Annotated in this window: 5 protein-coding genes; 1 reads left to right on the forward strand and 4 read right to left on the reverse strand. The window is 26.3% G+C overall.

Annotation, left to right across the window (positions count from 1 at the left end; genetic code table 11):
* Positions 1-135 precede the first annotated feature (135 nt).
* From AB2369_RS10790 to AB2369_RS10800, 3 genes are read right to left on the reverse strand one after another with little or no spacing between them, the layout of a single operon-like run.
* Positions 136-1,137, reverse strand: coding sequence for a hypothetical protein (locus AB2369_RS10790; protein WP_367666488.1), 1,002 nt, complete (start codon positions 1,135-1,137; stop codon positions 136-138).
* 13 nt (positions 1,138-1,150) lie between these two features.
* Positions 1,151-1,882, reverse strand: coding sequence for a hypothetical protein (locus AB2369_RS10795; RefSeq protein ID WP_367666489.1), 732 nt, complete (start codon positions 1,880-1,882; stop codon positions 1,151-1,153).
* Positions 1,866-2,906 (reverse strand): CotS family spore coat protein, encoded by a 1,041-nt coding sequence (locus tag AB2369_RS10800; RefSeq protein ID WP_367666490.1) that lies wholly within the window; start codon positions 2,904-2,906, stop codon positions 1,866-1,868. The genes AB2369_RS10795 and AB2369_RS10800 overlap by 17 nt, the downstream gene beginning before the upstream one ends.
* 130 nt (positions 2,907-3,036) lie before the next feature.
* Here AB2369_RS10800 and AB2369_RS10805 point away from each other — a divergent pair, with 130 nt between their 5' ends.
* Entirely contained in the window at positions 3,037-4,152 is a 1,116-nt protein-coding gene (locus tag AB2369_RS10805) for a glycosyltransferase family 4 protein (RefSeq protein ID WP_367666491.1), read from the forward strand.
* Between the two features lie 67 nt (positions 4,153-4,219).
* On the opposite strand, the gene AB2369_RS10810 is transcribed toward AB2369_RS10805, so the two are convergent.
* Positions 4,220-5,500, reverse strand: coding sequence for an ABC transporter substrate-binding protein (locus tag AB2369_RS10810; protein WP_367666492.1), 1,281 nt, complete (start codon positions 5,498-5,500; stop codon positions 4,220-4,222).
* Positions 5,501-5,714 lie beyond the last annotated feature (214 nt).

The following is a 5,714-nucleotide window of genomic DNA, read 5'->3' on the forward strand; positions in this document are numbered from 1 at the left end:
CTTCATATGTAAACTCATTTCAAGACCCAACCTTTGACTATATCTTAAATAATGATATCTTGTGATTTAGTTTTAATTATTATGTGTTTTATCTAAAAAACAAAAATAGCACAGGTTCTTAAACCTGTGCTATTTTTACTTTCTATCTATATAATATTCCTTTAACCACATTGAAAAGTTTATTTTCTTTTCTTTTAATGAAATTCTCTTATTAAACTTACTTAAAAATACCTCTTCTTGAAAGATCTCCATAGAATCATAATAAGAACTTATAATTTCTATTAAATCCTTGGGATATATAAAATATAAATACATAAGGATTAGCTCACTCTTTGTAAGATTTATATCCTTTATATATTCTTCTATAATAGTTTTCCCTCTCTCTATATCATAGTCAAAATATTTTATCCACTGATCTATAAATTCGCTTAAATTTACCACCTTTAATCCCAAATAGCTATAACTTATATCTATGAATAATCCTTCAGTCTCATATTGAACAATATTATTACATGAGGTATCCTTAACACAAAGACATATTAATTCATCTACAAATTCTAAATTTATATTTTTTAAATCATGGATAACCATTTGAATTTTATAAATTATTTCATTTACATTATCTAAAAATACCTTATTAAATCCTACTCTATATTTTAAATTCTCTATTCTTTCTTTATATCCTATAATCTTTTCTAAATCCTTTTTCATATTTAAAAGTAATTTTTCCTTATGCACATTATTTTCTAAATTAGCATTTAATAGCTTTGTATTTAAGTGAATCTTCTTAAGAGCATTTATTGAACTTATCATTGATTCTTCTGAATTCATATTTCCTAGGAAATTACTCTTTAATTTTACAAAATAAAATAAATAATTATGATAACCTTGTCTTTTTAAATCTATAACTTCATAATTATCCCTAAAAAACTCATTCCCCTCTATAATTCCCTTTAATTCAACAACTTCATCCTCTTTTATAGGCTTTTTATATAATAGCGACCCCTGATTAGTAGTTAACAGATAACTATCCTTTAGAGGAATTAAATCATTAACTATTATATTTTCACTTTCAAAAAAATCTGTGGACAAATCATATTCACATAGCAATTCTCTCTGACCATATTTAGAATCCATATAATCCTCCTAGTTAAAGTGCTATAGTATCTCTTTTAATAGATTTTAAAATCCTAAATTCATATTCCTCAAGACTCCATTGTTTTTTCCCTTCTCTATACCTATTAAAATTTTTCATGAAACTGTATGGGTAATTTACAAAATCCACTATATACCTATAACTATCTTTGGAAAGATTCTCTAAGGAACATATATATTTAACCATATGATTAAGATTAAAGCTCTCTCCTCTTTTTTTTCTATCTAATAATACATTTATATAATCATCCTCTATTATATTATAAGAACACTTATCTAAAGATTTTATATACAGTTTGTCCTTAACCCATATATTATCTATACTCACATCTCCAATACATACTTCACAATTTTTTATAGCCCTTTTTATAATATCTCTATAAATATTGCTATTTTTATGTCTTATTGCCGCTTCAGCTCTTCTTAACATTTCTGGTCCATCTTTTAAAATAACCCTCTCTGCAGAGTTTAAACTTTCTTTATTCCTTAAACTATAAAGCATTCTTTTTAATTTAATTGTATCTACAAAACATGATTCCATTATTTTTCCCATACTACTTTCAAGAATTCCTTTATTCTTAAAAATATGTCCTTTGGTATATTTATGGAATTTATTTACTGCCTCTAATTGATTTACTAAATTATAATTCCTTTCACTATTTGTAACACCAATTTCTACTCCTTTGTCATTTAAAAACTCATAAAGATTTTTACAATCTGAACACATGCCCCTTTAAGCCCCCCTTATATAAGCTCTTAAGTTCTTTACTAAAATCATTTCTTTCTTCCATATCATCTAATATCTTAAAAAGTTTTTTTTCAAAAAACTCTTCTTCCCAGCTTTTCCTCTCCCAATAATACTGTATACCTATCTGCCAAAAATCCTGTGGGAATTTTATAAAGGCTGCTATTATAGGTATTTCATCATAGCTTAATTTATAAACATCATTATAACTATTTAATATATTTATAGCAGTATTCATATGCCATTTTCCATTTTTTAGAACCCTAATTATTAAACTTCCCAAATCATGAAGATGAGTATCAAGGATACAATAATCAAAGTCTATTATTTTCAATTGATTTTCCTCTGTAATTAAGATATTATGATGAGCTGTATCATGATGACAAAAACCTTTATTCATCATCTCATCTCTCATCCTATTTATATAACTACTATCTATTATATCTACTAATGTCTCATTACAAAGCTGTATATTTCTTTCAATATTATTGTAATAAAGCTCATCAAAGGCCGTTTTCTTATGTTTTTTCTCTATTCTATTTTTAAAATCTAAAATTTCATTTTTTCTTGTATAAAATGTAGTATACCAACTCATCCAAGCAATCCTTGGCTTCATATTATCTTTTATACTAAACCCTCTACTTTTTAAATGTAACTCTCCTAAAAATTTTCCTATCCTCTCTACTTCTATTGGATTATCATAGTTACTATCTCTACATGATATCCAAGGATTTATATATCCGAAGGTATTATTATCTAATTCTATATAATCTTCATCGCATTTTGTTTTAATAAAAGGCAAGACTCCATTAAATCCATTGTTTTCTAAATGTTTTATAGAATTTAGTATGAAATTAAAGTGCTTAAACTCATAGTTTATTATTTTAAGAGAATAGATATGCCCTTCTTTGCTTTTTATTTTATAAACATTCTTTATCTTTTCTATATCTTCTATATCTATCTTATAATTATTTTCAATTCTATGTGCTACTAGGTCTATGTTCAAACCCTTCCCTCCAAAATACTAATCTCTTTTTAGTATATGTATTTTTTCTATTTATTGTGATAATTAGCACCTTTTACATCACATCGTAATATTTATAATAGTATGACTAATATTTTAGGAGAGATATTTTATGAATATAGCCATTGATGCACGCGGTATCAATTGGTATAAGGGTACAGGTATAGGTACTTATACGGATAATATTTTAACTAACCTTTTAGAAATAGATGATCATAATAAATACAATATATATTGGTCAATGGATAACTATAGTAGATTTAAAAAGAAAAATACTAATATTATAATGACCTCTAAGCGTCATCAAAGGTTTTTTGAACAAAATTACTTTCCAAACCATTTAAGAAGAGAAAACATAGATCTTTTTTGGCTACCTCAAAATGGCATGGGACTTTTAGGAGAAGGAGCTAATAAATATGTAATTACTATTCATGACTTAATCCCATATATCATGCCTGAAACTGTTGGCAGAGGATATCTTAATAAATTTTTAAAAGAAATGCCCCATATAATTGAAAAAAGTCATGGGATTCTAACTGTATCTCAGTGGTCTAAAAATGATATACTAAAGTTTTTTCCTATGAATGAAAGTAAAATTCATGTTGTTCCTTTAGCAGCAAACCATAATTATAGACCTTTAGATAAATCTATGTGCACAGAATATATAAAAAATAATTTTGGTATAGATAAAGACTTTGTATTATATGTAGGTGGATTTAGTAAAAGAAAAAATATTAAGTCTCTTGTAGATGTGCTAAGTAAAGCTAATTTGAAAAAGGATTATTTATTGGTACTTCCAGGTTCCATAAAAGATGAGGGTGAAAAACTTTTAGATTATGTAAAATCTAAAGGTATGGAGAAGAAAATCATATTCCCTGGATACTGCTCTGAAGAAGGACTATCTATTTTATATAACACTTGTTCATTATTTGTTTATCCTTCTTTTTATGAGGGATTTGGCCTTCCCCCTCTAGAGGCCATGTGCTGTGGTGCCCCAGTACTATGTTCTAATCTGACATCTATTCCCGAGGTTGTTGGAGAATATGGTGTGCTTTTTGACCCTTATGATATGGATATGTTCAAAAGGGAACTTGAAAGTATTTTAAATGATGATGAAAAGATACTTTATCTTAAAAATAAATCATTAGAAGGTGCTAAAAACTTTTCATGGAAAAAAACTGCTGAAAAAACCTTAATTGCATTGAATAACATTCATAATAGTTGTTAATAATATATTATATAACAGACATAAATCAACTCCTTTTAATATATTTATAAAAATTCCCCTTAGGATTTTACCTAAGGGGAATTTCATTTTCATATACAATTTCATTTAATCTTTTCTCATAGGTCTTTATACTATTTTTAATATCCTGACTCTTTATAATCTCCAGTATATTATCACCTATAAATTTATCTATTTCTTTATACTTATCGTCTACTTCCCTCATATATGCATATCGTGAGGTATACTCAAAACTTCTAAGAACTTTATCATTATTTAAAAAATCTATATTCTTATCTATAGCATCATTAAAGTAGATAGGTTTATAAAGAGGTAACATATAACTATTAGTTATACCTTCTATTAGGACTTCCTTATTTGTAAGTAAAGTTTCTATAAAATCTTTTGCTAATTCCTTATTAGGAGAATCTTTCATAACACCTATATCAGTAGTCATGCCTATTACTGATCTATTTCCTCCAGGTTCAAAGGCTGGTATTTTATTCATAACAACTCTTCCATTAAAGTTATTGGTACTTACTAAGTTTTTTATATCTTTTATTGAACTATTACTGCCTATAAAACTTAGTGTATTCCCTTGAAAAAAGTCTTTTATTCCTTGCTCCTCATCAGATATAATATTTATGAGATCTAAATCCTTCAACCTTTTTATTAACTCTAGTGCTTTAATAGACTCTTCTGAAGCTATAGTAACCTTACCATCTTTATCTCTATAACTTGTTAAAAGCTGATTAATAAGGAGAGAGTATATAGAGTTTTCCCCTTCTGCAGTAATACTTAGAAGCTTTATCCCCTGCTCTTCTTTTAGCTTAATACCCAAGTTTATAAAATCTTCCCATGTGTTTATATCTAGGGCTGTTACTCCCATATTCTCTAGAATATCATCTCTATAATATATACCCATCACATCTATATTTATAGGAAATACCTTTAAATCTCCATAAGTTTTTAAAGACTCTAATTTCTTATCATCAAAATCCTTTATAATTTCAGATACATAGGGATGTATATAATCTAAATCACTGTAAAAATCATATACATCTCTATTGGTTGTAGATACTATATCATATTCTCTACCTTCCTTTATACTATCCTCAATTTCCTTTTGTAAGTCTTTCTTGTCTATAGCTGTAATATTTATATTAACGTCTCTATGTTCTTCCTTATATACCTCTGCTGCTTTATTAAAATATCCCTCATATTCTTTAAATGTAAGAACCCTTAACTCTCCTGTAAATTTTCTTTTTTCTTTATTTTTTTCCATACAAGAAGAAAATGTTAATAAAAGCAATATCATTAAAAGTAATATTCCTATATATCTCTTTCTCATATTAATCACCTAACTATTATTTAATTAATAACCCAACTATTATTTAAAATCTCTACTTATAATATCAGAAACCTAGAAAAGTATAAAGGTCATTCTTGTTATAAATCACTTACTTTTTAATTTATTAACAAATATTACTTATCTACCTCTTAAAATTGCATACAATATTTCTTATAATTCATAAGAAATATTTATAATATTATAAATATTTCTT

It is taken from the genome of Clostridium sp., from assembly GCF_040797585.1.
In the GTDB taxonomy this organism is placed as follows: Bacteria; Bacillota; Clostridia; order Clostridiales; family Clostridiaceae; genus Clostridium_Z.